Source organism: Rhizobium sp. NZLR1 (assembly GCF_017357385.1).
Classification (GTDB): Bacteria; Pseudomonadota; Alphaproteobacteria; order Rhizobiales; family Rhizobiaceae; genus Rhizobium.
In genome coordinates this window covers 3,286,423-3,313,029 of record NZ_CP071632.1, presented here as the reverse complement: position 1 = coordinate 3,313,029, position 26,607 = coordinate 3,286,423, and the positions used below count along the sequence as shown (strand labels likewise).

General features: G+C 60.7%; 23 protein-coding genes and 1 pseudogene. 13 read left to right on the top strand and 11 right to left on the bottom strand.

Annotation, left to right across the window (positions count from 1 at the left end; all coding sequences use genetic code 11):
• Positions 1-18 precede the first annotated feature (18 nt).
• From J3O30_RS16500 to J3O30_RS16475, 6 genes are all read right to left on the bottom strand, one after another.
• Positions 19-1,344 carry an aspartate aminotransferase family protein gene (locus J3O30_RS16500; protein ID WP_164013674.1) on the bottom strand — a complete coding sequence of 442 codons (1,326 nt, stop codon included), beginning with the start codon at positions 1,342-1,344 and terminating at the stop codon, positions 19-21.
• A gap of 312 nt (positions 1,345-1,656) precedes the next feature.
• The gene (locus tag J3O30_RS16495) at positions 1,657-1,974 is read right to left on the bottom strand and encodes a metalloregulator ArsR/SmtB family transcription factor (protein ID WP_164013673.1); all 318 of its coding nucleotides are present in this window, start codon (positions 1,972-1,974) and stop codon (positions 1,657-1,659) included.
• A gap of 116 nt (positions 1,975-2,090) precedes the next feature.
• Positions 2,091-2,840, bottom strand: a complete 750-nt coding sequence (locus J3O30_RS16490) for a pyridoxamine 5'-phosphate oxidase family protein (protein ID WP_207581342.1) — start codon at positions 2,838-2,840, stop codon at positions 2,091-2,093.
• Between the two features lie 31 nt (positions 2,841-2,871).
• Positions 2,872-3,924, bottom strand: coding sequence for a choline ABC transporter ATP-binding protein (gene choV, locus J3O30_RS16485; RefSeq protein WP_207581341.1), 1,053 nt, complete (start codon positions 3,922-3,924; stop codon positions 2,872-2,874).
• Positions 3,921-4,766: a choline ABC transporter permease subunit gene (gene choW / locus J3O30_RS16480; RefSeq protein ID WP_207581340.1), complete on the bottom strand. Its 846-nt coding sequence runs from the start codon at positions 4,764-4,766 to the stop codon at positions 3,921-3,923. The genes choV and choW overlap by 4 nt, the downstream gene beginning before the upstream one ends.
• A gap of 73 nt (positions 4,767-4,839) precedes the next feature.
• On the bottom strand, positions 4,840-5,796 hold the full coding sequence (locus J3O30_RS16475) for a choline ABC transporter substrate-binding protein (RefSeq protein WP_207581339.1): 957 nt from the start codon (positions 5,794-5,796) through the stop codon (positions 4,840-4,842).
• Between the two features lie 236 nt (positions 5,797-6,032).
• Here J3O30_RS16475 and J3O30_RS16470 point away from each other — a divergent pair, with 236 nt between their 5' ends.
• From J3O30_RS16470 to J3O30_RS16460, 3 genes are all read left to right on the top strand, one after another.
• Positions 6,033-6,635 (top strand): thymidine kinase, encoded by a 603-nt coding sequence (locus J3O30_RS16470; protein WP_207581338.1) that lies wholly within the window; start codon positions 6,033-6,035, stop codon positions 6,633-6,635.
• A 137-nt stretch (positions 6,636-6,772) separates the two neighbouring features.
• Positions 6,773-7,846 carry a hypothetical protein gene (locus tag J3O30_RS16465; RefSeq protein ID WP_207581337.1) on the top strand — a complete coding sequence of 358 codons (1,074 nt, stop codon included), beginning with the start codon at positions 6,773-6,775 and terminating at the stop codon, positions 7,844-7,846.
• Positions 7,847-7,994: 148 nt separating this feature from the next.
• Positions 7,995-9,125 (top strand): DUF2333 family protein, encoded by a 1,131-nt coding sequence (locus J3O30_RS16460; protein ID WP_207581336.1) that lies wholly within the window; start codon positions 7,995-7,997, stop codon positions 9,123-9,125.
• 11 nt (positions 9,126-9,136) lie between these two features.
• On the opposite strand, the gene J3O30_RS16455 is transcribed toward J3O30_RS16460, so the two are convergent.
• Both J3O30_RS16455 and J3O30_RS16450 read right to left on the bottom strand, forming a co-directional pair.
• Positions 9,137-9,598 carry a PAS domain-containing protein gene (locus J3O30_RS16455; RefSeq protein WP_207581335.1) on the bottom strand — a complete coding sequence of 154 codons (462 nt, stop codon included), beginning with the start codon at positions 9,596-9,598 and terminating at the stop codon, positions 9,137-9,139.
• 46 nt (positions 9,599-9,644) lie between these two features.
• Positions 9,645-10,370 (bottom strand): LuxR family transcriptional regulator, encoded by a 726-nt coding sequence (locus J3O30_RS16450; protein ID WP_207581334.1) that lies wholly within the window; start codon positions 10,368-10,370, stop codon positions 9,645-9,647.
• A gap of 324 nt (positions 10,371-10,694) precedes the next feature.
• Between J3O30_RS16450 and J3O30_RS16445 the strand changes: the two genes are divergently transcribed.
• On the top strand, positions 10,695-12,359 hold the full coding sequence (locus tag J3O30_RS16445; RefSeq protein ID WP_207581333.1) for a hypothetical protein: 1,665 nt from the start codon (positions 10,695-10,697) through the stop codon (positions 12,357-12,359).
• A gap of 258 nt (positions 12,360-12,617) precedes the next feature.
• Positions 12,618-14,297, top strand: a complete 1,680-nt coding sequence (locus J3O30_RS16440) for a formate--tetrahydrofolate ligase (protein WP_207581332.1) — start codon at positions 12,618-12,620, stop codon at positions 14,295-14,297.
• Here J3O30_RS16440 and J3O30_RS16435 read toward each other — a convergent pair.
• Both J3O30_RS16435 and J3O30_RS16430 read right to left on the bottom strand, forming a co-directional pair.
• Positions 14,276-14,496, bottom strand: a pseudogene (locus tag J3O30_RS16435) (hypothetical protein). The gene J3O30_RS16440 and the pseudogene J3O30_RS16435 sit on opposite strands and share 22 nt — an antisense overlap.
• Positions 14,497-14,582: 86 nt before the next feature.
• The gene (locus tag J3O30_RS16430; protein ID WP_207581331.1) at positions 14,583-15,566 is read right to left on the bottom strand and encodes an extensin family protein; all 984 of its coding nucleotides are present in this window, start codon (positions 15,564-15,566) and stop codon (positions 14,583-14,585) included.
• Between the two features lie 253 nt (positions 15,567-15,819).
• On the opposite strand from J3O30_RS16430, the gene J3O30_RS16425 reads away from it, so the two are divergent.
• The 6 genes from J3O30_RS16425 to queF all read left to right on the top strand — a co-directional run bounded on the left by J3O30_RS16425 (position 15,820) and on the right by queF (position 23,135).
• Positions 15,820-18,060, top strand: a complete 2,241-nt coding sequence (locus tag J3O30_RS16425; protein WP_207581330.1) for a TonB-dependent hemoglobin/transferrin/lactoferrin family receptor — start codon at positions 15,820-15,822, stop codon at positions 18,058-18,060.
• A gap of 262 nt (positions 18,061-18,322) precedes the next feature.
• Positions 18,323-20,512, top strand: coding sequence for an anthranilate synthase (locus tag J3O30_RS16420; protein ID WP_207581329.1), 2,190 nt, complete (start codon positions 18,323-18,325; stop codon positions 20,510-20,512).
• A gap of 117 nt (positions 20,513-20,629) precedes the next feature.
• Complete coding sequence (locus tag J3O30_RS16415) at positions 20,630-20,866, top strand: hypothetical protein (RefSeq protein WP_037078786.1); 237 nt, start codon at positions 20,630-20,632, stop codon at positions 20,864-20,866.
• A 14-nt stretch (positions 20,867-20,880) separates the two neighbouring features.
• Complete coding sequence (locus J3O30_RS16410) at positions 20,881-21,552, top strand: DUF2161 family putative PD-(D/E)XK-type phosphodiesterase (RefSeq protein WP_207581328.1); 672 nt, start codon at positions 20,881-20,883, stop codon at positions 21,550-21,552.
• Between the two features lie 204 nt (positions 21,553-21,756).
• Positions 21,757-22,671, top strand: coding sequence for a cation diffusion facilitator family transporter (gene emfA, locus J3O30_RS16405; RefSeq protein WP_207581327.1), 915 nt, complete (start codon positions 21,757-21,759; stop codon positions 22,669-22,671).
• Positions 22,671-23,135: a preQ(1) synthase gene (gene queF / locus J3O30_RS16400; RefSeq protein WP_207581326.1), complete on the top strand. Its 465-nt coding sequence runs from the start codon at positions 22,671-22,673 to the stop codon at positions 23,133-23,135. Before emfA ends, queF begins: the two co-directional genes overlap by 1 nt.
• A 136-nt stretch (positions 23,136-23,271) precedes the next feature.
• Here queF and J3O30_RS16395 read toward each other — a convergent pair whose 3' ends face one another.
• Positions 23,272-24,054: a DUF2076 domain-containing protein gene (locus J3O30_RS16395; protein ID WP_207581325.1), complete on the bottom strand. Its 783-nt coding sequence runs from the start codon at positions 24,052-24,054 to the stop codon at positions 23,272-23,274.
• A gap of 282 nt (positions 24,055-24,336) precedes the next feature.
• Between J3O30_RS16395 and J3O30_RS16390 the strand changes: the two genes are divergently transcribed.
• Positions 24,337-24,921, top strand: coding sequence for an ATP-dependent Clp protease proteolytic subunit (locus J3O30_RS16390; RefSeq protein ID WP_207581324.1), 585 nt, complete (start codon positions 24,337-24,339; stop codon positions 24,919-24,921).
• Positions 24,922-25,076: 155 nt separating this feature from the next.
• Positions 25,077-26,315, top strand: coding sequence for a benzoate/H(+) symporter BenE family transporter (locus J3O30_RS16385; protein ID WP_207581323.1), 1,239 nt, complete (start codon positions 25,077-25,079; stop codon positions 26,313-26,315).
• Positions 26,316-26,607 lie beyond the last annotated feature (292 nt).

Here is a 26,607-nt window from a genome sequence, read left to right as displayed (position 1 = left end):
GAAAGCTTGAGAACTTTCTCAGATATTGTTCTGCAGGATGGTCCGCAGCTTGCCGAAGAGTTCATCGATGTGGTGCTTCTCGATGATCAGCGGCGGAGAGAGTGCGATGATATCGCCGGTGGTGCGGATCAGCAGGCCGGTTTCATAGGCTTTCAGGAAAGCGGTGAAGGCCCGCTTGGTCGGCTCGCCAGCGATCGGATCGAGTTCGATCGCGCCGATCAGGCCGGTGTTCCTGATGTCGATGACATTGGGGCAGTCCTTCAGTGAATGCAGCGCGTCGGCCCAGTAATCGGAAAGCTCGGCGGCGCGTGTTAGCAGCCCCTCTTCCTTGTAGGTGTCGAGCGTGGCGAGGGCGGCGGCGGAGGCGATCGGGTTGCCGGAATAGGTGTAGCCGTGGAAGAACTCGATCATATGCTCCGGACCGTTCATGAAGGCATCATGGATTTCGGAGGTGACGAAGACGGCGCCCATCGGAATGACGCCATTGGTCAGTCCCTTGGCTGCGGTGATCATGTCGGGCTTGACGTCGTAATATTGCGCGGCGAAGGGCGCGCCGAGGCGGCCGAAGCCGGTGATGACCTCGTCGAAGATCAGAAGGATGCCGTGTTTGGTGCAGATCTCGCGCAGCTTCTGCAGGTAGCCCTTCGGCGGGATCAGGACGCCGGTGGACCCGGCCACCGGCTCGACGATGACGGCGGCAACGGTGGAGGCATCATGCAGGGTGACGATACGCTCGAGCTCAGTGGCGATGTCGCCGCCATGCTCGGGCTCGCCGCGGGTGAAGTTGTTCTTGCCGGGCTGGTGGGTATGCGGCATGTGATCGACGCCGGTCAGCAGCGTGCCGAACATCTTGCGATTGCTGACGATGCCGCCGACGGAAATGCCGCCGAAGTTGACGCCGTGATAGCCGCGCTCGCGGCCGATCAGGCGGAAGCGAGACCCATTGCCCTTCACGCGGTGATAGGCGAGCGCCACCTTGAGCGCCGTCTCGACGGATTCGGATCCGGAATTGGTGTAGAGAACGTGGTTCAGGCCTTCGGGAGCAATGTCGACCAGGCGGTTTGCCAGTTCGAAGGCCTTAGGGTGGCCGAGCTGGAAGGCCGGGGCGTAATCGAGCTCGCCGGCCTGCTCACGGATCGCCTCGGTGATCTTCGGGCGGCAGTGGCCGGCGTTGACGCACCAGAGGCCGGCAGTGCCGTCCAGCACCTGACGGCCGTCATGGGTCGTATAATACATGTCCTTGGCGCCGACGAACATGCGCGGCTCCTTCTTGAACTGGCGATTTGCCGTGAACGGCATCCAGAAGGCGCGGAGATCGTTCGGTGCATTGAGGCGATTGGACATCTGTTCTCCTGGCCGCTGACGGCCCTTTCCGGGGCTTCACGCCCAAATTTTGACTGCCCGGTCAAATTATCAGGGCTTCCCGAGGCGTCAACGGGGAAAACGCCCGAGAGCCACCGGGGCGGGAGGTTCGAGTTGCTCCAATCAATCTGGGAATAGCTCGGGGCCGACAGGCGAAGTTAAAAAGGCACGACCGGCAAATCGCAAGGTTTGCCGGTCGTGCCATAAGGTTCAGGTGCTGAAATATCGTTGTCGCGTCTCCGGGAACATCCCCTTACGCCACGACATCGGCCGACATTCATGTCAGCGCTATCATCAAGCGGCGGATCTGTTCCGATTCTGCACGAGATAGATGTCTTCGAGCGTCGCCAGGATCTTCATCACCGGCTCGGAGGTGCTCGAATAATAAATGGTTTGTGCGTCTCGGCGGGTCTTGACCAGCTTTTGAGCGCGCAGTTTCGACAGGTGCTGGGAAAGAGCCGACTGGCTGAGGCCGACCTGCGTTGCAAGCACGCCGACGGCCACTTCGCCCTTCACGAGGCTACACAGGATCAGCAATCTCTTCGGGTTGGCCATGGCCGATAATAACGCTGCCGCCACATTGGTGTGATCGGCCAAATCCGTGGTGTCCATATTGTTATCTTCCTAATGCGAAACGTACATCATTCATGTGGGCACTGGCCGCCAGTCGGGATTTTGACCGACGCCAGAAACTAGCAACTGAGGTCGAAGATTGTATATACCTAAATTTAAGGTATCGAGTATGCTATTTTAGATATGTTTGAACAAATGTGATCGGCATCCCCTATGAGGGTTTCGAATTCGTATCGCAGCAGATAATCGCCGGAAATCATGTCGAAACCTGAGGGATCGATACCACAAATGCGCCAAGAAGCCGATTCCGGCGCCTTTAGCCTGATAGCGAGGGTCTCGGTCACATCGGGGTAGCGCGCTACTAAATCTCGCACTGCTTCTGCCGCCCCGGCGGCGACTTCTTCATTCGCGGACGACTGGATTATGAGATCGTTTGCGTCGAGCAGGTAGGCGCGGCCGAAGCCGCCATTGAAGCTGGCCCGTTTCGGCTTGAGACGGAAGAACAGGAAATCAGGAAAGTCGAGATAAAGCTTCGCCTTGGCGTGGCGAGCGAGAAAACGCGTGCGGATGCGCTCGTAGAACGCATTGCCGCGCTCGACGGGTTCAGCCAGGCATTGGGTTGTCAGGCGAGGGTGGGCGAGCGGATCGCCCTTGCCCGGCTCGCCGGTCAGGAGTGAGGCGCGCGGGTCCTTGGCAAGCGCCCTGGTATGGGCCGACAGTTTCGAAACGAGGATGACGGGGGTGCCGTCAATATCGGTCGCGACCAGCACGCGGCTGGCGAAGGGGAAGCCGGTCTCGGGGTCGAGAACGGCAATCGCCGCGTGCCGCGCGGAGCGCAGAAGCACGCGCGCAAGCTTGCGGGCATCGTCGTCGGTTTCGCGTATGGGCGAGGGTTGATCTTTCATATCCGCTTTGTGGCAAAGCGGATTGAAAACATCAAGCGTCCTGCTTGCGGCGATGGCGGGTGAGGCCGGCAACGATATCCTGGGCCGAGACGGTGCCGACGATCGTGCCGTTCTCGACGATGCCGATGCTGCCGGGCTGGCGGGCAAGGGCATCGAGGATATCGACGAGCGGGGTAGCGGCACGGGCCGTGGCGCTGACGCTCATGCCGGCGGCCGTCTGACCGAGACCGGGTTGCATCACGTCGGCCGCCGTCAGCATGCTGATCGGGTTGAGATGCTGCACGAAATCGGCGACATACTGGTCGGCGGGGTTCTTGACGATGTCGTGCGGCGTTCCGCATTGGATGATATGGCCGCCCTCCATGATGGCGATGCGGTTGCCGATGCGGAAGGCCTCGTCGAGATCGTGGCTGACGAAGAGGATGGTCTTCTTCAGCCGCCGCTGGAACTCCAGGAGCTCGTCTTGCAGGCGGGTGCGGATCAGGGGATCGAGCGCCGAGAAAGGCTCGTCCATCAGCAAGATCGGGGCGCCGGTGGCAAAGGCGCGGGCAAGACCGACGCGCTGCTGCATGCCGCCTGAGAGTTCGTTGACCTTGCGGTCGGCCCATTTCGTCAGGTTGACGAGCTCGAGCTGTTCACCGACGCGCCGCTTGCGTTCGGCCTCCGGCATGCCGGCGAGTTCGAGGCCGAAGCCGACATTCTCGGCGACGGTGCGCCAGGGCAGAAGAGCGAATTGCTGGAACACCATGGAGACGGTGTGGGTGCGCAGCTCCCGCAGCGCCTTGGCGTTGCATCTGTAAGGGTTGACCGGACCATTGGAGGTCGAGACCGAGACGTCACCGCGCACGACGGGGGCGAGGCCGTTGACGGCGCGCAGCAGCGTCGACTTGCCAGAGCCGGAAAGGCCCATCAGCACCAGGATTTCGCCTTCTTCGATGGTCAGCGAGGCATTGGCGACGCCGAGCACCAAGCCGGTGGCGGCGCCGATTTCGTCACGTGTTTTGCCCTGGTCGACCATGGCAAGCGCTGTTTCCGGCCGGTCGCCGAAGATGATGCTGACATCCTTGAAGCTTACCGCGGTCATGCGCCGCCTCCTTCACCCGCCGTGCGGAATATGCGGTCGAGAATGATCGCCAAGATGACGATACAGAAACCGGCTTCGAAGCCCTTGGCGATATTGACGGTGTTCAGCGCGCGCACGACCGGCACGCCAAGCCCGGGCGCCCCAACGAGGGCGGCGATGACCACCATCGACAGTGACAGCATGATGGTCTGGGTGAGGCCCGCCATGATCTGCGGCATGGCAAAGGGAAGTTCGATCTTGCGCAGCACCTGGATCGGCGTTGCGCCAAAAGCAACGGCGGCTTCGACGAGGGACGGCGGCGTCGAGATGATGCCGAGGCGTGTCAGCCGGATGGGGGCGGGGATGGCGAAGATGACGGTCGCGATCAGGCCCGGAACCATGCCGAGGCCGAACAGGATCAGCGCCGGAATCAGGTAGACGAATGTCGGAATGGTCTGCATCAGATCGAGCACCGGGCGCATGGCGGCATAGACCCAAGGGCGGCGGGCGGCGGCAATGCCGAAGGGAATGCCGATCACCATGCAGACAAAGGTGGCGGCGAGCACGAGGGCGAGCGTCTCCGTCGTCTCCTTCCAATAACCCTGGTTCACGATGAGCAGGAGCCCAAGACAGGTGAACAGCGTGACTGCGATCGACCGGCGCAGCCAGAAGGCAAGGGCGGTGATGGCAGCGATGACGATCAGCGGGTGGGGCTTCTGCAGCACGAAGAGCAGGCCGTCTATGGCGCTCGACAGCAGGAAGGCGAGCTGGTTGAAGAACCACTCGCCGTTCGATGTCAGCCAGTCCACGAAGGATTTGGCCCATGAGCCAATGGGAATCTTAGCCTCGGTGATCCAATTCAAGGGGCGCGCCTATCCAAAAAAATCAACAATCGGACAAAAATGAAACGGGGCGGCGAGCCGCCCCGTCATATCATCAAAGGCCGAGGCCGGTCTTGGCAGCCGCCAGAGCGTCGCCCTTGCCGTCGCGAGTCTTGACGCCTGCAAGCCAGGGGTCGAGGGCTGAGGGGTTGGCCTTCAGCCATTCGGTCGCCGCAGCTTCCGGCTCCTTGCCGTCGTCGAGGATCTTGCCCATGATCTTATTCTCCATATCGAGGGAGAATGTCAGGTTCTTCAGCATCGCGCCGACATTCGGGCATTCGCCGAGATAGCCGGCGCGAACATTGGTGTAGACCTTGGCGCCGCCGAAGTCCGGACCGAAGACGTCGTCACCGCCTGTGAGGTAGGTCAGCTTGAAATTGGTGTTCATCGGATGGGGTTCCCAGCCGAGGAAGACGACGGGCTTGCCTGCTTTTTCGGCGCGAGCGACTTGCGCCAGCATACCCTGTTCCGAGGATTCGACGACTTCCAGATCCTTCATGCCGAAGGTGTTCTTTTCGATCAGATCCATGACGAGGCGGTTGCCGTCATTGCCGGGCTCGATGCCGTAGATCTTGCCGTCGAGATCGTCCTTGTGGGCGGCGATATCCTTGAAGTCCTTGATGCCGAGTTCCGCACCCTTGGCGTTGGTGGCGAGCGTGTACTTGGCGCCGACGAGGTTGGGGCCGAAGGATTCGACCGACTTGTCGTCGAGATAGGGGCGGACGTCCTTTTCTTGCGTCGGCATCCAGTTGCCGAGGAAGATGTCGATGTCCTTGTTCTTCAGCGAGGTATAGGTGACCGGTACCGAGAGGACCTTGATGTCGGTCTGATAGCCGATGCTCTTCAGGACGACGGAGGCAGTAGCGGTGGTGGCGGTAATGTCAGTCCAGCCGACGTCCGAGAAATGTACGGTGGAGCAGCTGTCGGGATCCGCGGCGAAGGCAGCGGTCGCAACGGAGAGTGTGGCGATGGCAGTGGCAGTGACGAATTTGAACGTGCTTGTTGTTTTCATTTTAGACTCCCAGTCTTTAAGTTCCCAAGCCAACCACCAATAGCCGAGTTTGACAAGCGACCTCAGTGCGTTTGCGTCGTATCGACCCATGCGATTGCGACGTCGGGCAGATTTTTGGAACTATATTGTTTTTGGGGCTTTCAGCAGTTTTTGAGCGGGATTCCTGTGATTATCACTGTTGCAGGGCTTTTCTTTGCCATTGTGAGCTTTCAATAAGCCGATCAAGGAGAGATCGGATGGCAAAACTCTATTTCAACTACTCGACTATGAATGCCGGCAAGTCGACGATGCTGCTGCAGGCCTCCTACAATTATCAGGAGCGCGGTATGCGCACGGTGCAGCTGATCGCTGCCTTCGACGAGCGCACCGGCCGGGGCGTCATCGGCTCGCGGATCGGGCTGGAGGCGAGCGCCATTCCCTTCGAACCGCACGAGGACCTGTTCCGGCTGATCGGGACGCTGAGCGGTGAAGGCGCGCCGATTGCCTGCATCTTCGTCGACGAGGCGCATTTCATGACGCCTGTCCAGGTCTGGCAGCTTGCCCGCGTCGTCGACAGGCTCGGCATTCCTGTGATGGTCTACGGGCTGAGAACCGATTTCCAGGGCAAGTTGTTTCCGGCCTCGCAGGAACTGTTGGCGATCGCCGACGAAATGCGCGAGGTGCGCACGATCTGCCATTGCGGGCGCAAGGCGACGATGGTGGTGCGGCTCGACGCGGAGGGGAAGGTGTTGCACGAAGGCGCGCAGATCGAAGTCGGCGGCAATGAGAAATATGTCTCGCTCTGTCGCAGGCATTGGGATGAAGCGATGAACGGGGCTTGGATCGCCGAGCCGGTCTGAAGCCGGGATGCGGCCTGCTTTCTTTGGCGCCGCAAGCAACATGCTTTCGATTTTAAGCAATTCCGGACGGAAAACCGCTCACACTTTTCGGCACCATGCTCTAGCTTGAGAAGCACGAGATTCCCTGGAGAGGCCTGGTGCGTAAACCTCCGCCATTCGACAGCCAATACGAAGCTGCAGGCATCCTTGCCGAGAGGATTGCGGCCGACGGAGACTATTGCGTGGCCGCAATCAGCGCCTTCAGCGCCGATGAGGCACGTTCGGCCGACGAGGTCTTCCTCGAACAGAATTCTCGTTTCCAGGCCCATATCGCCGATGCTTCCGCGCTTGACGCCCTGCAGGCGGAGCTGGTCTTTTCCCTCGACCGGCTGACGGCGGAGGTTTCGGCCGATCTCGACAGTTTTCGGGGGCTGACGCTGCGCGAAAAGATGGCCGGCTGGACGTCGCGCCAGCGGATGTGGCGCATGTATACCGAACGTGTGCGCGAGGCCCCCGTCATCGAACGGTTGCTCGAACTTCTGACGAAATCGGACGCGCTCGCCAGACTGATTGCCGGCCAGCGCGCTTCGATCATCGAACGGCACAGGGCCGCCGAACGCGGTCTCATCGACATCGTCGAGCAACGGCGCCGACTGGTCGATTCCATCGATATTGCCCGCCTGAAGATGAAGGAACTCAATGCCAAGGCGCTGACGACGCAGGGCCGTATCGGCGTCTACGGCAGCAGGGCGCATTGGGAGCAGATGGAGGCGGAGCGGCGGGCGCTGAAGGCGGAGGCCGAGCAGATTTCCGCCGGGGAGCACGAGATGCGCGACGACAGCCAGCGGCGCGAGCGTTTCATCGGCCTGTTCCAGACCTTTGTCGATTCGCTGAATGGCCGGATCGCCGCTTGTAGCGTGCTGCTGCGCAAGCTGATGATCGACGTCGAGGAGCGGCTGATCATCTATCAGGCGCAGGTCGATACCGACCGGCCCGGCATGAAGATGCGGATCAGGCCGGAACTCTTTCCTGATATCGCCGCGCCAATCAGGCTGTTCGAAAAGGGCATGCTGGTCGCCCAGGATCTGGAGCGGCGCAAGAGCCGCGCCGATCTGGAATTTACCGGCAGGTTTCCGACCTATGCCGAGCCGGCGCCGGACAAATCGGGAGCCCCTCTGATCGATACGGCGCGCAGGTCCTTCCGGTTCAGCCTGCCTTTCCTGCGTTCCTGAGCCGCAAGACGTCGTCAGCACCTCTTTTCCGCAAGGCGCCCTTGCGAAAAATCGGAGGGCTCGTGTTGTGCTCGGCCGATCGAGCGCATATGTGGATGCGACGGGGCCGCAATGTCCTGATGTTCGCCTCGCCTGACAGGAGACGACGATGCTTGACCGGATAGCCGGTTTTTTCAGGCTGATCGGCCAGACGATCGGTCGCTGGGTCCGCCTGTTTTTCGCCTGGGCCTTCTGGCCCATTCTTGCCGCGCATGGCTGGTATCAGCGCCGGAGTTGGATGATCCGGCTGCCGGTGATCGCGTTCGTGGCGCTCTTCGTCGTGCTCTACGGCTATTTCTTCTGGCAGACGCAGGCCTGGTCGAATTTCAACACCGCCTTCGTCGACCAATACCGGCTTGCCGAACGCAAGGTTGCCGCGGGACAGGAAATGCCGGTCGCCGAGGGAAGCAACGCCACGGCAGCCAAGACCTGCCAGCGTTCGGCGATCATCGACGTCACGGCCGACCTGACCGACTTCAACGTCAACCAGAACGCATGGATCTCCTCCATGCTGCTCTACAAAATGGGCTTTTTCGGAATCGACTGGGATCACACGCCTTTCCTCGACAACAAGGCGTCGTTCCAGCGGGGCATCAATCAGGCGGTTCGGCGGACATCGGCAGAGCTCGTCGATACGCTCGGGCGCGTGCGCGGCACGTCGGGCATCAACAACGACCTGCAGAGCGCCCGCGGCAATCTGCAATTCGACGAATACAGCTGGTATTTCGGGCTCAATCCCTTCGGGCCGAAGACGCCGACGCCCTCCTATTACCGTTCGGCGATCGGCAGCCTGCGCAAATTCAACACCGATCTTTCCACGTGCAGCGTCATTTTCGACGGCCGCGCCGACAACCTCATGCAGTTCATCGACCGCATTGCCAACGATCTCGGCGGCACGTCCGACATGCTCGCCGAGCGCTCGGAAAACCACAATCGCGGCTGGTTCGATACCCGCGCCGACGACCGGTTCTGGTTCGCCTACGGCCAGCTCTACGCCTATTACGCCATCCTTGCCGCCGCGCAGGCGGATTTCTCGCAAGTGGTGCAGGAGCGCAATCTCGGAGCGGTCTGGGGCAGCACGATGCGGCAGTTCCAAGCGGCGTTGCGCATTCAGCCGGCGATCATTTCGAACGGGCGCGAGGACGGCTGGATCATGCCGAGCCATCTCGCCACCATGGGCTTTTATATTCTCCGGGTGCGCTCGAACCTAGTCGAAATCCGTTCGGTGCTCGACCGGTAAACCCCGTGGAGTCAGCGGGGTCTCGCATCGTCCTCGAAACCGACGACGCGCAGCCGCTCGACGCATTCATAGGTGACGCCGACGATGCCGCCGCCGCTTTCATCGTCACGAAAGCGGCCGACGCTGCGCACCAGCTTGTAACCGCCAAGCCGGCTGTCGACGCGGTATACGAAATGGAAGCCGACGCCATGACGGCTCGCCTCTTCGAATGTCTGGGCGATCAGGCTGCGGTCCTCCTCATGGATGCGCGACATCAGCTCGGTCAGATTGACGGGGCCGTTGCTGTAGGGGAGGTCGAAGATCTCGTGTACATCCTCGCTCGCAAAGAAATGTCCGGTCTCGATGTTGATGCGCCAGAAGCCAAAAAGGCGATAGGCAGCAAGCATCTGAAGGATTTCCGCATCGGTGATGCCGAAGTGGGCGCGGGATTGCTCGGTCTTGTCGATGATGGGCTGTTCGAAACGAAGAGACACGATTCCCCCAGATCACTGGACGACGTGCCGACTCTCTTCCGATTCCTCAGTTGATCAGCTTCAATCGAATTGCCTTAGCTACCAACTGGGTGCGGTTGACGCAATCGAGTTTTTTGATCGCGTTCGTCATATAGGCATTCACCGTGTGGTCCGACAAAGTCAGGATCTGGCCGATTTCGATCGAGGTCTTGCCCTGGGCAGTCCAGCGCACAACCTCTAGTTCGCGGGTCGACAGCGCGTTATACGCGCATTCCTCGTTGCGCTTGACTGCATTGTATGCATCGAGTGCATGCAGAGTGATCATTGCCAGCTCATTGACCTCGCTCTGGCCAAGTGCAGCGCGCTCGCCGCAGAACCAGAAAACCAGGCGCTGGCCGTCGGCCGCAATGGTCGGCATGGCAACGCCTGCCGGTATGGCATGGCGCAGCATCAGGGCATGCAGTTCGGCGGGGAAGGCCTGACCGTTGAAAGCGTCGTTGAGGTGCCAGACCGGAGGGACGGCGGATTCCCTCAGCCGTAAGCCGAAAGGGCAGCCGCGCATCATGTGGGCGCGGTCGAATTCCCTGATATAGGCGGCCGGCAGCGAACTCTCGATCAGCAGGGGTTTCAACAGGAGGTCTTCCGGGGAGGGAGCGTGCATCAGCGTTGCATGCGACAATCCGAAGGCTGCGGAAACCCGGCCCAGCGCCTGCGCAAACAGACTGCGCGTTCGTGCAATGGCAAGCTCTGCAGAAAGCAATGACTGTCTTTCAGAGGTAGTCATGTAAGACATTTGTACGCCCCCGGCAGCCCTAATGTTACCGCTATCAAACACAGAAAACCCGCTTGATGCTAGTCCCAATTGATTTGGTGTAAGTCGATTAACTCAAATTGTGAATAATTTGCCACGGTTGTTCTCGCATTGGTTGAGTGCTGAGGTGGAAATGTAGCGCTGCGGCATCTTCTACTTGCTTGATGTGTACCTGCAAGCTGCAAGTCGCCGTCTGAGAGAATCACTTCTGCAGAAGTCGGTACGGGAACTGGCGTAGGAATCTCGCTTGCTGCCCTTCAATGCAATTGATAAGCCTAAACCATGTATAACTGAGGCGATTTAATCGTGCGCTTTGCAATTGCCGTCATCCTGAAGTTTATGTTTTCATTGGTAATACTTGGTTTTCTTCTATTGAGCTTGTCGATCGGTGCCGCAACCTCGCAGGCTGCCGAGCAGAAGAAACAGAAAGGTCAGCCGCCGATGCGGTTCATCCTCGTGCGCAGCCTCCTGTGCATGGATGACTGTCCGGAATGGATATCGGCAGAAGGACGCATAACCTCCGATACGCCCGCGCAACTCAAAAAAATTCTGAAGACAATCGGCAACCGAAAAATGCCGATCGTCTTTCTTTCAGAAGGTGGTGAAGTAGACGCCGCTTATGCGATGGGCAGGATGATCCGCAAGGCCGGCCTTGAAACGGCTGTGGGCGGCACACGGCTGAAGGATTGTCCAGAAGATGATATGCGTTGCGATGCCGCTATCGCAAAGAATGAACCCACGCTTGGTGATACCTATTCCTATGGCGCATACTGCTTTTCCGCTTGTCCGCTGGTGTTTGCCGGCGGAACCTCGCGGGTCGCGTCGCAATGGGCATTCATCGGCGTTCACCAGATCACGACAATCTACAGCAAAGTGCGTGTTTCCTACCGCATCGAATACAAGATGGTGAACGGCAAGAAGACCGAAATCTCCCGCAAGGAGATGGGCCGAAAGTCAGCGGGGAGCAGCAGTTCCACCAAGCTAGGCAAGAAGGCCACTGCTGCTCTTACGGCCTATCTGAAGGAAATGGGCGTTAGCGCCGATTTGATTGGACTGATGATGAGCGCCACCCCTGACCGCATCAACATCGTGCCGGCCGCAGACGCACTTGAAATCGGTCTCACGACGGACATGTTGGCTTATAACGAATGGCCTGGCATGCCGCTCTGTGCTCCGGATGCAGCGGCCGAGGCCGTTTGTCATCGCCGTGCGGCGGCGGAGACGCCTGTATCCAAGGCCTCTGTGCAGGCTGCGGTCGCAGTCACAAACGAGACTCTGCCGAAAACCCGGCCGATGGACTTTCTGCTGATGTATCATGGCAATTGCCAGGACGAGTGCACGCAGTGGATTTCCGGGGATGGAGACATCACGCCGGATACGCCGGCTCGGCTGGAGGCGATCTTGAAAGCGCTCGGCGGAAGAAAATTGCCGGTCGTCCTTCAGTCCTATGGCGGAGACATGGATGCGGCTTTCGCGATGGGGCGTATTATCCGGGCTGCAGGTCTGGAGACCTCGATTGGCAGAACGCGGTTGCCCAACTGCCCGACGCTGGATCCGCGTTGCAAGGCGAGCATTGCCAAAAGCGGGGCGACCGATGGCGAGGTTTCTGCTGGCGGTGCATACTGCCTTTCGACCTGTACGCTAGTCTTGATTAGCGGAACGCCGCGGCTTGTCGGATATTCCGATATCGGTCTCGTCAGACCCGCGAAGGCTGAATATCCAAAATTCTTCGCCTATTTCGACGAGATGGGCGTCAATGCCGAGCCTTACAAGACGATGATGCTCGCGACCTCGATTGAGCAAAAGACTATACCTCGTTCTCAGGCGCTCGAACTTGGCATTGTCAATGGTATCATCCCTTATGGTGACGAACCCGGTTCTCGCCTGTGTGGACCCGATGCCAAGGAAAGTCTTCGATGCCCCAGAAAAGCTGAGGCAGAGATCGTTCCTGCGGCTGCTTCGTTAAATTGATCTCCGCCTTGTCGAGGGCGAAGACACCCGAGGCGATCCTCAGGAGCTTGTAGCCGAAGGAAACGGCATAGACGGCGAGCGCCGCTACCAGGCCGATATAGAAGGCGACGAGGATCGCGATCGTTGACCGCCACTCAAACGCCCCAGCGTGGTGGCCGCAAGGCGCAGCGCTATTCACACCCCGCCGATATTTCGCTATCCCGATAAAGAGAGAACAAGTACCTCCGCGTCTGCGGAAGGCCGGGACGGGGAACATCCATGCCATCAATCAAATCCGATATCGAAATCGCGCGTGCTGCGGCCAAAAAGCCGATATTCGAGATCGGGGCGAAACTCGGCATTCCGGTCGAACAGCTCGTTCCCTACGGTCACGACAAGGCAAAGGTCAGCGCCGAGTTCATCGCCGGGCAGGCGGGCAAGAAGGACGGCAGGCTGATCCTCGTCACCGCGATCAATCCGACACCGGCGGGCGAGGGCAAGACGACGACCACCGTCGGGCTCGGCGACGGGCTGAACCGGATCGGCAAGAAAGCCATCGTCTGCATCCGCGAGGCTTCTCTCGGCCCCTGCTTCGGCGTCAAGGGCGGAGCGGCCGGCGGCGGTTACGCGCAGGTCGTGCCGATGGAAGACATCAACCTGCATTTCACCGGCGATTTCCATGCGATCACCTCGGCGCACAATCTGCTGGCGGCGATGATCGACAATCACATCTACTGGGGCAACGAAGAGAATATCGATATCCGCCGCATCACCTGGCGGCGCGTCATGGACATGAACGACCGGGCGCTCAGAAGCGTGGTCTCCTCACTCGGCGGCGTTGCCAATGGTTTCCCGCGCCAAGGCGGGTTCGACATCACCGTCGCCTCCGAAGTGATGGCGATCCTCTGCCTCGCCACCGACCTCAAGGATCTGGAGAGGCGGCTCGGCGACATCATCATCGGCTATCGCTTCGACAGGACGCCGGTGCATGCGCGCGACCTGAAAGCCGACGGGGCCATGGCGGTGCTCCTGAAGGATGCGATGCAGCCGAACCTGGTGCAAACGCTCGAGAATAATCCGGCCTTCGTGCATGGCGGGCCTTTCGCCAATATCGCCCATGGCTGCAATTCGGTGACGGCGACGAAGACGGCGCTGAAACTCGGAGACTATGTGGTGACGGAAGCGGGCTTCGGGGCCGATCTCGGCGCCGAGAAATTTTTCGACATCAAGTGCCGCAAGGCCGGGCTGAAACCGGATGCGGCGGTCATCGTCGCCACCGTCAGGGCGCTGAAGATGAATGGCGGTGTGAAGAAAGAGGATCTCGGCACGGAGGATATCGCGGCGGTGAAGAAGGGTTGCGCCAATCTCGGCCGGCACGTCGGCAATGTCCGCCGGTTCGGCGTTCCGGTCGTCGTGGCGATCAACCATTTCGTCTCCGATACCGGCGCCGAGATCGCGGCAGTGAAGGAATTTGTTTCGAGGCTCGGCGCCGAGGCGATCCTTTGCCGCCACTGGGCGCTGGGTTCAGCCGGCATCGAGGAACTGGCGCACAAGGTGGTGGAACTGGCCGAATCCGGACAGGCGAAATTCCAACCGCTCTACGGCGACGACATTTCGCTGTTCGAGAAGATCGAGATCGTCGCTTCGAAGATCTACCATGCCGGCGAGGTGACGGCCGACAAGGCAGTGCGCGACCAGTTGCAGACCTGGGAGGAGCAGGGCTACGGCAAGCTGCCGGTCTGCATGGCGAAGACGCAATATTCCTTCTCTACCGATCCGAGCCTGCGCGGCGCGCCGGAAGGCCACATCGTCACAGTGCGGGAGGTGCGGCTTTCGGCGGGAGCCGGCTTCGTCGTCGCCATCACCGGCGAGATCATGACAATGCCCGGCCTGCCGAAATCGCCGTCGGCGGAGCGGATTTTCCTGAACGAGCAGGGTTATATCGAGGGGTTGTTCTGATCCGGTGACGGTTTGCCGAAGCGCTCGAGCAGACGGCGCTCGCGGCGCTTTTCCAAGTCCGGATCGATAAACAGCCAGATGAAAAGGCTTTGCAGCGCCCCGACGAACAGCATTCCGATGGCAAATGCAATTCACCAGTAAAGATGAAGCCAATAGCGACGATCAGGAGAAACAGGATGACGTTCGCTATGATCTTCAATTGCCGCTGACCCCTCCACCTATTTTGCAGCTTCTATTTGGTTATTTCGCTGCACGATTCAAGCGAGGATCGCAGCCACCAAATGGTCAGTGGCAATAGCGATAGGCGCCCTTTCTTTCGATCACGTCGAGATGAAAATGGGTCTCGTGGGCGGCGTCGCTTTCGGGGTCGAGGACGGTGGTGAAATAGAGGCAACCGGCGGCGCTGACGGTGCGCTGGAAGGCGCCGGTCAATGTCGGGTCCTCGCGGCGGGAGCGGACGGCGACATCTTCGCCCTTTTCGAAATGGAAGCTTGCAATGTCGATGGCGTTGCCACGGGCATGTTCGGAAATCTTGCCGGTTTCGGCGCTGTTGCGCAGGCGGCAGATATAGGCCGATGCCTGATTGACTGTCGTCAGGCGGCCCTGCTCCGGCAGAGCGGCGGAGGCGGCCGGGATGACGCTTTCCTTCATCCAGCGGGCAAGGGCGAGTGCGGCCGGGCAGCGGATCGTCGCCTCCGGCTTCAAACTGATGCCGGGCAAAGCATCTGAGACGATGATCGGCTTGTCGATGCCGCAGCCGTTGCCGTCGTCGATGCGCGGTGCATCCTTGAATACGACGCCCAAGGCCTTAAGCGCAGCGGTGCATTCGGCGTGCTCGGCATCGCTTTCGGGTTCGATCGTCAGGTGCTGCTCTTCGAGTGTCTGTTCGGCCGGCGGTTTATTCTCCTCCGCCGGAGCCTGCGGGCCTTCGAGCCTGCCAGGCGGGAGCGGCGGACCTTGCATCGGTTCTCCCGGTGCGGGCTTTGCGGGTTCGGTGTTTCCTGGTTCGGTTTGGGGCGCCGCCGGCTGGTCTGGCGCCGGTACTGCCGGCTCCTTCATATCAGGCTTTGGCTGAGGCGCGGGCACATCGTCCGGTGCGGGCGGTTCAGCCTTGTCAGGAAGCGGGGTAGGGGTGGTTGCAGCACCGGTGTCCGGTCGAGGTTGGGGTAAAGGGCCGTGCGGGGGCAGGCGGGCGCCGGCAAGAAAGGCGGTTGCGGCGAGAAGGATCGCCAGTATCGAAAGTTTTCTCAACGCATCCGGTTCCGTCATGTCGATCGCGTAGGTGATAACGCATTATCGCGGTTTTCGTTGCAATTACGCAACGTCAGGAAAGATCGTTAAAACTTGATAGAATAATTCAACATAAAGTGTCGCTTTATGTTGACAAAATATCTCATGTTTTTTATGCGGCGAAAAGAAGGCGAAATTCAGCATCGCTTTCATCCGCAAAAGCCCAGCCAGCCCCTCGAGCGTTCGACGCGCCGCGACCAGCCAGCCCGGTAATCATCATGAGAGGTAGGTTATGATCGTCCGGTATTGGCGCTCGGTTCTATTGGTCTGCACGGCAGCCGCAGTTGTTCTTCCTGTTTCGCAGTCTTTCGCGCAAAGCGCTTCGGCCACCACGCCGCAAGCAACGGCCGACGACAGCACCGTCCTGCAGAAGATCGTCGTCAAGGGCAAACGACTGGCGCCGGGCAGTGTCGCCGACACGCCGCTTGCAACCGAGATCACCGACAAGCAGCTGGACGAGAAACAGGTCACTAATCTCGAAGACCTCGGACGCAGCGTCGATCCCGGCGTGAATTTCTCGCGCGGCGATGCCGGCGTCAATCTGCGCGGCCTCTCCGGCGCACGCATCCTGACTGTTGTCGACGGCATTCCGATTCCCTATCTCTCGAACAGCTCGCGCCAAGGTGCCTTCGCGCCTGCCAACGCCAATGGCGGCGGCGATACGTTCGATTTCAACTCGCTCTCGTCGCTTGATATTGTGCGCGGGGCGGATTCGAGCAAGGGCGGCTCGGGCATGCTCGGCGGCGCGATCGTCGTCAATACGCTGGAGCCGGAGGATATCATTCCCGAAGGCCGCGACTGGGGCGCGATCGTCAAGTCCACCTATGACAGCGAAGACAGCAGCCTTTCCGGTTCGGCCGCCGCCGCCAAGAAGATCGGCGGCACGTCGATGCTCTTTCAGGGCGGCTACCGCAAAGGGCATGAACGCGACAATATGGGCGACAGCGACAGTTACGGTCGTTTGCGGACCGAGGCGGATCCCGCCGATTTCGACCAGCACAACCTGCTCTTCAAGCTCCGCCAGGAGCTGGAAGGCGGTCATCGCATCGGCCTGACGGCGGAGCGGTTTCGCCGCGATCTCCAAACCGACCTGAGAGAGCTACAGGGAACCGGGCGCACCTACATGATCGACAATTATGATGGCCGCGAACTGCGCGACCGCGATCGTGTATCGCTCGACTATGACTATGAAGCGCAGTCCTCAGATGCATTCTTCACCAACGCCCGGGCCACGCTCTATTGGCAGGATCTGAAGAAGGAGTCGGGCAGCCATGGACGCACAGCGGCCAATGTCGCCTACGGCCGAAACAATGAGATCGAAAATAAGACCTGGGGCTTCAACGGCACGGTCACCAAGGATTTCGAATATTCGAACGTCCGCCATTCGGTAAAAGCAACGCTCGACGCGACGACGTCGGCCTGGAACCAGTACAGCTCCGCGCTTTGCCCGACGCCGACCACGTGCCCTTCGCTCAACAATCAGTCGGAAGTGCCGGACGTAGACAGCAAGACGATCGGCCTGTCGATCGAAGACAAAATCGAGTTCGGCGATACGAATTTTGCGCTGACGCCGGGCATTCGTTTCGACTGGTTCAGCTATGATCCGTCGACGGGTGGCGGTTTTGCCAGCAATCCCGCGCTTGCAAAATTCGGTACGCTGTCCGATCGCAGCGATCAACATGCTTCGCCGAAGGTGCTCGCCACCTACGAACTGACACCCGATGTACAGCTCTACACCCAGCTGTCGTCAGCCTTCCGCGCCCCGACTGTCGACGAGCTCTATAGCCGCTTCTACAATGCGGGCGGCAATTATGCCCAGCTCGGCAATCCCGACCTGAAGCCCGAGACCGGCTATGGTGTCGAAATGGGCGCCAATTTCGACACGGGCGATTTTAACGGTCGCTTGGCGCTCTTCCACAACCGATATCACAACTTCATTGAAACGGTGACGAGCGTCAACGCCTCCACCGGCATCACGGAGTTCAACTATACCAATGTCAGCAGTGTGACGATCTCGGGTGTCGAAGCGAGCGCCAACAAGAGGTTCAACAACGGCATCAATCTGCATGCAGCGCTTGCCTATGCCTACGGCAGGAACGAGGAAACTGCCCAGCGCCTGCGCTCGGTCGCGCCCTTCAAGGCGATCGTCGGCGTCGGTTGGAGCAACGAGAATTTCGGCTTCGATCTTTCCTCGACGCTTTCGGCAGGCATGCTCACAGACCATCTCAGCACGACCGCCGATACGACCTTCGATGCGCCCGGCTATGCAATCGTCGACCTGACCGGCTGGTGGACGCCGGAACAGGTGCCGGGCCTGCGGGTGCAGGCGGGCGTCTACAACATTTTCGACCAGGAATATTTTAATGCGCTCGCCCTGCGCGACGTCAACCCGAACTCAGCCGCATCGCAGCCGCAAGATTGGTATTCCGAGCCCGGCCGCACTTTCAAGGTCTCGCTGACGAAAACTTTCTGATCGGGTCAGAGCAGGACATCAGATCGGGCGGCTTTCGGGCTGCCCTTTTTCATTACGCAATCGCCTCTTGCGTGGCGGCCGATCTCAGGCTAACAATTTTCCCATGATCAAGTCCTTGAACATTGCTGTTTGGTGGTGGGCTCGCTAAGGCGGCCTCGACCAATCGTGTCCAAAGACGACGAGTGAGCCGCCCGAAACTTCGAGGCGGCTTTTTTTGTTTTATGGTCGCCTGTCGTCCGGGCCCCGATAACGGAGTGGAACAATGGTAACGATCCTGCGGGATGATGGTGCGGAAATCTACGAGACCAAGGGCGGCATATCAGTCACGCGACAGCGGCGGGCAATCCCCTACGGCGATGCGGTCTCTTCCTATATCGACAAACTCGACGAGCGCCGCGGCGCGGTGTTCTCGTCGAACTACGAATATCCGGGACGTTATACGCGCTGGGATACTGCCGTCGTCGATCCGCCGCTCGGCATTTCTTCCTTCGGGCGGGAGGTCTGGATCGAAGCCTACAACGAACGCGGCGAAGTGCTTCTCGGCTTCGTGATCGAGCGGCTAAAGACTGTGTCCGACCTCGTGCTCGGCGCTTCCTCCGCCCGGCGTCTCGACCTCTCGGTCAAGACGCCGGACCGGGTATTCACCGAGGAAGAGCGCTCGAAGATGCCGACGGTCTTCACTGTGCTGCGCGCCGTGACCGATCTGTTCTATTCGCAGGCGGATGCGAGCCTCGGGCTCTACGGCGCCTTCGGCTACGACATCGCCTTCCAGTTCGACGCGATCGATCTGAAGCTGACGCGGCCCTCCGACCAGCGCGACATGGTGCTCTACCTGCCTGACGAGATTCTCGTCGTCGACAATTACGCCGCCAAAGCCTGGATCGACCGTTATGATTTCGAAAAAGGCGGCGTGTCGACCGAGGGCAAAGCCGGCGATATCGCGCCCGAACCCTTTAAGCACACGGATTCCATCCCGCCGAAGAGCGATCATCGGCCCGGTGAATATGCCGAGCTCGTGACCAAGGCGAAGGAAAGTTTCCGCAAGGGCGACCTCTTCGAAGTCGTGCCCGGACAGAAATTCATGGAGCGCTGCGAAAGCAAGCCTTCCGACATCTCCAAGCGGCTGAAGGCGATCAATCCGTCGCCCTATTCCTTCTTCATCAATCTCGGCCATCAGGAATATCTGGTCGGCGCCTCACCGGAAATGTTCGTGCGCGTTTCGGGCCGCCGGATCGAGACCTGCCCGATCTCGGGCACGATCAAGCGCGGTGACGACCCGATCGCCGACAGCGAGCAGATCCTGAAGCTTCTGAATTCGAAGAAGGACGAATCCGAACTGACCATGTGCTCCGACGTCGACCGCAACGACAAGAGCCGTGTGTGCGAGCCTGGCTCGGTCAAGGTGATCGGCCGCCGGCAGATCGAGATGTATTCGCGCCTCATCCACACGGTCGATCATATCGAGGGACGGCTGCGCGACGACATGGACGCCTTCGACGGTTTTCTCAGTCACGCCTGGGCGGTCACCGTCACCGGCGCCCCGAAGCTCTGGGCGATGCGCTTCATCGAGAGCCGTGAAAAGAGCCCGCGCGCATGGTATGGTGGTGCGATCGGCATGGTCGGCTTCAACGGCGACATGAACACCGGCCTGACGTTGCGCACCGTGCGCATCAAAGACGGTATCGCCGAGGTGCGCGCCGGTGCGACGCTGCTCAACGATTCCATCCCTGAGGAAGAAGAAGCCGAAACAGAACTGAAGGCCTCTGCCATGCTTTCCGCCATCCGCGACGCCAAGACCGGCAATTCCGGCAAGACTCAGCGCGACGTCGCAAGCGTCGGCAAGGGAGTCAGCATCCTGCTCGTCGACCATGAAGACAGCTTCGTCCACACGCTTGCCAATTATTTCCGCCAGACGGGGGCGACCGTTTCGACCGTGCGCACGCCGGTGCCGGAGGAAATCTTCGACCGGCTGAACCCGGACCTCGTCGTGCTGTCACCGGGGCCTGGAACGCCTAAAGATTTCGACTGCAAGGCGACGATCAAGAAGGCGCGGGCGCGCAACCTGCCGATCTTCGGCGTCTGCCTGGGGCTGCAGGCGCTCGCCGAAGCCTATGGCGGAGAACTGCGCCATCTGGCACTGCCGATGCACGGCAAGCCCTCGCGCATCCGCGTGCTGGAACCGGGCATCGTCTTCTCCGGCCTTTCGAAGGAAGTGACGGTCGGCCGCTACCACTCGATCTTTGCCGATCCCTCGACGCTGCCGCGCGAGTTCATCATCACGGCGGAGAGCGAGGACGGCACGATCATGGGCATCGAACACGCCAAGGAGCCGATCGCCGCGGTACAGTTCCATCCGGAATCGATCATGACGCTCGGCGGTGACGCCGGGATGCGGATGATCGAAAACGTCGTGGCGCATCTGGCACGCAAGGTGAAGACGAAGGCTGCCTGAGCGTAATTCCCTCGCCCTTCCCGTGTTGCGGGAAGGGCGGGCTTCCACCGAAGAGTTCGGTTGACTTTCTCAAGCAAATCAGAACATTTCAGGAACGATCAATCGGAACCCGTTGCCGTGGCCAGTGAAAAATTCATCGTTCTCCCTTACCGCAAGAACCGCGGCAACCTCGTACCCGGCGAAATGCGCCAGGCATCCAACTCCGTCAGCGCGGAAAAGATCGCTTCGGCGATGGCTGAGCGTTTCGTCGGCGTGGCGGCCTATGCCGTAATTGTCGACGAGGAAACCGGCGACATGTCCTCGCCGCGGCTGCTCGCGCGATATGGCGAGATTGCCGATCTCAACGCCGCCTGAAGCATCTTTCTGCCATGGAGACATCGCTTTACCTGCCCGTCAAAGCCTTCCTGGAGGCGGCCGGTTATGTCGTGAAGGGCGAGGTCGGAAAGTGCGATCTCGTTGGCTTGAGCGATGGCGAGCCGCCGGTCGTGGTGGTCTGCGAACTGAAACTCTCCTTCAACCTCGAACTGCTTCTGCAGGCGGTCGACCGCGCGGCGATGAGCGATGAAGTCTGGATCGCGGCGCGTGTTTCCGCCAAGGGCCGCGGGCGGGAGGCCGACAGGCGTTACCGCGACCTCTGCCGGCGGCTCGGTATCGGCATGCTCGGCGTCTCCGATGGCGGCGAGGTCAGCATTATCGTCGGTTCCATTTCACCGATGCCGCGGACCAACCCAAAAAGGCGCTCGCGCCTCGTCAGCGAGCACAAGCGCCGCCGTGGGGATCCTGCGGTCGGTGGTGGTTCGCGAGCGCCGATCATGACCGCTTATCGCCAGCAGGCACTGCTCTGCGCCTCAGCACTCGAACGTGGTCTGGTACGACCGCGGGAGATGAGGGCGCTTGCGGCGAATGCCGGCCCGATCCTGCGCGACAACGTCTACGGATGGTTCGAGCGTATAGAGAAGGGTATCTACGCCCTGACGCCCGCAGGGCAGGCCGCGCTCTTGCGCTGGCCGCAACCTGTCCTTTCCGACCCGGCCCCTTGAACCGCCCGGCACCCGCCATCGGAGGTTACGCAGCTCTCAATCGGGGAGGCACCGCCTGTGAACGACGTTTCATTCCCTTTGACAAACCCTCCTTCATCGCCCATATCACCCTCAATCTGAACCGCCTTCGCGATCGTCGCGTGGGCGGTTTTGCGTTTCAACGGCTTGAGAGCTGCAATTCATTCGCAACCGCAGGGGGACGATATGAGTGACAACGGCGACCTTACGGTTCGGACGCTGGCGATGTGGGGGATACCGCTGTCGCTTGGCGTCATGGGCCTAAAGATGGTGGCGTGGTGGGTCACCGGGTCGGTGGCGCTGCTGTCGGACGGCCTCGAATCGACGGTCAACGTCGTTGCCGCCTTCATCGCCTTTTTCGTCATTCGCTATGCGCAGAAGCCGGCCGATCACGACCATCCCTTCGGCCATCACAAGGCGGAATATCTGTCGGCCGTTACCGAGGGCGTGCTGATCGTCGTCGCCGCACTGTTGATCGTCAACGAGGCGGTCGGTTACCTCGCCGAGCCGCGCATGCTCGACGCACCTGTGCTCGGCCTTGCGATCAATGTCGCGGCCGGCGTCATCAATGCGGTCTGGGCGCGGCTGTTGATCCGGACCGGGCGCAGGTATCGCTCGGCCGCACTTGCCGCAGACGGGCAGCATATCATGTCCGATGTGGTGACCTCAGTCGGCGTGCTCGTCGGCCTGCTGCTGGCGCTGGCGACGGGTTATGCGATCTTCGATCCGGTGCTTGCCATTCTCGTCGCCGTCAACATCCTTTATCAAGGCTGGAAGGTGATCTCACAATCGATCGGCGGGCTGATGGATCAGGCGGTCGAGCCGCAGGAGGAGGAGGCGATCAAGCAGGCGATCGCTACCCACGCGGCGGGTTCGATCGGCGTGCACGACCTGAAGACGAGGCGGGCGGGTACCGTGACCTTCATCGATTTTCATATGGTGGTGCCAGGCGGCATGTCGGTACGCCAGGCGCATGATATCTGCGACCGCCTTGAGGATGCCATCAGGGCGGTGCACGAGGGCGCCACCATTGCAATTCATGTGGAGCCGGAGGGCGAAAAGGCTCACGGCATCCGCGTCAAGGTCGTCAAGGAGGCATGATGCCGAATACCGATACCTCCAGCCTGTCGATGCTGGGCCAGCAAACCGAAACCGCGCGGTCGCCGGAGGCGGCGGTGCTTGAAAAAGTGCCGTCCAACCATGCCGGCACCGATTACGTGGTGCGCTTCACCGCGCCGGAATTCACCTCGCTCTGCCCGATGACCGGGCAGCCGGATTTCGCCCATATCGTCATCGACTACATTCCCGGCGAATGGCTGGTGGAATCGAAGTCGCTGAAGCTCTTCTTGCATTCCTTCCGCAATCACGGCGCTTTTCATGAGGATTGCTCGATCTACATTGCCAAGCGCATCGTCGAGCTGCTCGATCCCAGGTGGTTGAGGATCGGCGCCTACTGGTATCCGCGCGGCGGCATTCCAATCGACGTGTTCTGGCAGACGGGCACGCCGCCGGAAGGGGTGTGGCTGCCGGAGCAGGGCGTCGCCACCTATCGCGGGCGCGGGTGAGCTGCGGTCGGGCGAAGCCCGAGCAATCGATTCAGTGAATCGATTGCAGCAGCGAACGCCCTGAGCTTAAAGCGAAGGGCCGGGCAACAGTGCGGCAATGCGAAACCAACTGCCGCCCATTTCTGCCTAATAAACCTCACACGTCCGTGACGTCGCCACCGGATGAGTCGTCGGCAGAATCGTCGCCGCCGTCGTAATCGGCCTGCTGCACATTGGCATTGTCGTTGTCATCGGCAGCGTTGTCCGAGGCCTGGCTTGTGTCGTCATTGCCGTAATAGTTGTTGATGACGGTTTCCTCGGTGGGAGCACTGGCATTGCCGAAGGGGTTTGCGCCGAAGGGCGAGCCCCAGCCGAGCGAGGACATGTGATTGCCGAAGATGCCGCTCAGTGAATTGGCAAGCAGCATGCCGCCGGCAACGCCCGCTGCCGTGCCGAGCGCGCCGCGCAGGAAGCCGCCGCCGGCCGAAGGCGCAGAGGCCTGCTGGGTCCAGGGGCCAGTCGGCTGCTGCTGCGGCTGGCGGGCATCGCGGTCGTAGCCGCGGGGTTCGTCATAGGCGCGTGATTGCTGGCCCCAGGGACCAGAAGCGCCAGGGCTGGACGGAATGGGTGCTGGCTGCTGCGTCTGGGTGTTGCCGAAGATCGAGCTCAGGAAGCCGCCGCCCTGTTCGGCCTGGCGGTGATCGTTCGCGCCGGCTTCCAGCTGGCGGACATGCTCCTCGAGCTCCTTGATATGGTTGGCCGCCGCCTCCAGCCCCTTTTCCTGAACGATGACGGCCTGGGCAAGATAATAGGTGGCCGAGGGCTGCTCGCGCGTCGCCTGGTCGATCAGGGCCTCGGCGTCGCGGTCGCGCGGCTGGGCGGCCGCGGTGCGCACACGATCGAAGAGGGCAGTCAGCAATTGGCGTTCTTCGGGTGACATGTCCTGTCTCCTGTTGCTCCAGAGCGCTCCCGTGTCCGACCGGACGCATTAAGAACGCTCGATGATTTTTTCGGTGCAGCTTTCGCTGCGTGAGGTTGAGGTAGGAACCGATTTAGGCTTTTCAAAGCCTTTGCCCGTTACAATTCAGTAAGGCTTGCAGAACGACGCGCGGCTTCTTAAGGATATCTCCATCGCTTCGGTGCCTTGTGTTTTTCCCACATTGTTTTAGGCATTGAGTCGCACTATGTGCGGGGAAGCCGAATTCATCTCCAAGAGGTTCGAATGAACGACGAAGACCAGGACGACAAGACGAAGGAACTGCCGCTCGGCAAGGAAACGGAGGCGAATCTTTTCAAGTCGCGTTCGATCTTCATCTACGGACCGATCAATCAGGAATTGGCGCAGAAGGTCTGCTCGCAGCTCGTGGCGCTTGCTGCGGCCAGCGACGAAGACATCCGCATCTATGTCAATTCGCCCGGCGGCCACGTCGAATCCGGCGATTCCATCCATGACATGGTCAAGTTCATCAAGCCGAAGGTCTGGATGATCGGCACCGGCTGGGTCGCCTCGGCCGGCGCGCTGATCTATGTCGCCACTCCGAAGGAGCGGCGCCTGTGCCTGCCGAACACCCGCTTCCTGCTGCATCAGCCCTCCGGCGGCACGCGCGGCATGGCATCCGATATCGAGATCCAGGCGCGCGAGATCATCAAGATGAACGACCGCCTGAACAGGATCATGGCTGAGGCCACCGGTCAGCCGCTCGACAAGATCGCCAGGGATACCGATCGCGACTACTGGCTTTCGGCCGAAGAGGCGAAGGATTATGGCCTCGTCTCGCGGATCGTGACGTCGCAGGCCGATATCTGAGTTCTCTCATTCAAAGCTGCTAAGAACCCGCCCTTGCCTGCAGATCTCAGGTGAGGGCGGTTTGCTTTCAGCAGTGCTTGAGTGGAGATAGCACTCCTATCGGCGAGGACTGAACGGAAAGGCCTGAATCCGGACTTGCGCCTGCGGCAACCATCATGCTCCATGCGCCGTTCTTACAGTCCAAGAGTCCCGCCATGCACAAAGATTTTTCCGTCCAGGCCCTGTTCATGGGGCTGCTGACCGCCTTCGTCGGTTCTGCCAGCTCGTTTGCCGTCGTGCTGCACGGGCTCGAAGCGGTCGGTGCGACGGATGCGCAAGCGGCTTCGGGGCTGATGGCGTTGTCGATCTCCATGGGCGTTTGCGCGATCGTGCTCTGTGCCTTGACGCGATTGCCGATCAGTATCGCCTGGTCGACGCCCGGCGCCGCGCTGCTGGCAAGCACCGGGGCAATCGACGGCGGCTTCAATGCGGCGGTCGGCGCATTTCTGATCTGTGCTGCGTTGATTGTCGTCGCCGGACTTTTCAAGCCGCTCGGCCGGGCGGTTGCCGCCATTCCTGCGCCGCTCGCCAATGCGATGCTATCAGGCGTGCTGATCGGCCTCTGCTTCGCGCCGGTGAAGGCGATCGGCTTCAACCCGCTCCTCGGCCTGCCGATCGTCGTCGCCTGGATCGTCGTCGGCGCCTTCAAGCGGCTGTGGGCGGTACCGGCAGCGCTCGCTGCCTTCGTGCTGGTGTTGGTCTTTGGCGTCGATATTCCCGACGGTGCACTGAGTTCGCTCGAACGGTCGCTGGTGCCGACGGCGGAGATCATCTGGCCGGTGTTCAATCTTGCCGGCCTTGTCTCGATCGCGCTGCCGCTGTTCATCGTCACCATGGCCTCGCAGAATATTCCGGGTATCGCGGTCCTGAAGGTCAATCACTACGATCCGAAACCCGGTCCGCTCTTTGCCGTCACCGGCTTTTTCTCCCTGCTGTCGGCGCCGTTCGGCGGCCATGCTGTTAATCTGGCGGCAATCACCGCGGCGATGTGTGCCGGACAGGATGCCCACGCCGATCCGAAGAGGCGCTATTGGGCGTCACTGATCGCCGGCGTCGGCTATGTCATCCTCGGGCTGCTCGCTGGCGCGGTGACTGCCTTCGTCGCCCTTGCGCCTCCCGTCCTGATCGAGGCGGTGGCAGGGCTGGCACTGGTCGGCGCCTTCTCCTCCTCGGCGATGTCGGCCTTCCAGGCCCCGGAGTCGCGCGAGGCGGCGGCGATCACCTTCCTGGTCACCGCCTCAGGCGTTTCCTTCGGCGGCATTTCCGGCGCTTTCTGGGGCCTGATCGCGGGCGGGCTGATGCTGGCGCTGGCGCGGCTGGTGAGTGTTTGGAAAGATCGAAGCCAGCCGCGATAGCGGAATGTCATTGCGCCATCGGCCGCCAAAAGCCTGGCAAGGGCTTGCCAGTTCCACCGCCCGAGGTTATAAGCGCGGCCATGAAGACCACTGGCGCCAGAATTTCTGACACGATTGCACGCGGCCGCATCGCCCTGCGTGACAATACGCGCGCCCTGACCTCGCTTCTTCTCCTCGGCCTTACGCGCGGTTGCCGGGTCCTTTGAGGAGCGCCCGGCGGCCGAAGGCCCGCCCGGCCATCGCTCCTCGCGACTCACTTTCAAAATTGAACTAATGACCGACAAAGGTCCGC